Below are 208 nucleotides of genomic sequence, written 5' to 3'. Positions count from 1 at the left end.
TGTAGATTTAGCTGTACAACAGGATATCGTACAAAAAGCTGGTGCATGGTATTCATATCAAGGCAATAAAATTGGCCAAGGTAAAAACAATGTAATTCGCTATTTTGAAGAAAATACTCAAATAGCTGAAGAAATTGAACGTAATATCCGTGAACAATTGCTGACTACAGGCACAAATGGTGCAGTTCAAATTGAAGATGAAGAAGAG

1 pseudogene is annotated in these 208 nt (G+C 35.1%); it reads left to right on the top strand.

Features of this window, described 5'->3' with window-relative positions:
• A pseudogene (locus tag RFW85_RS12450) lies at positions 1 to 208 on the top strand (DNA recombination/repair protein RecA); the annotation flags it as partial.

This window comes from Acinetobacter sp. 12966, assembly GCF_031196995.1.
In the GTDB taxonomy this organism is placed as follows: domain Bacteria; phylum Pseudomonadota; class Gammaproteobacteria; order Pseudomonadales; family Moraxellaceae; genus Acinetobacter; species Acinetobacter geminorum.
The sequence above is the reverse complement of the archived record's forward strand: the minus strand, read 5'-3'. Positions and strand labels throughout refer to the sequence as shown.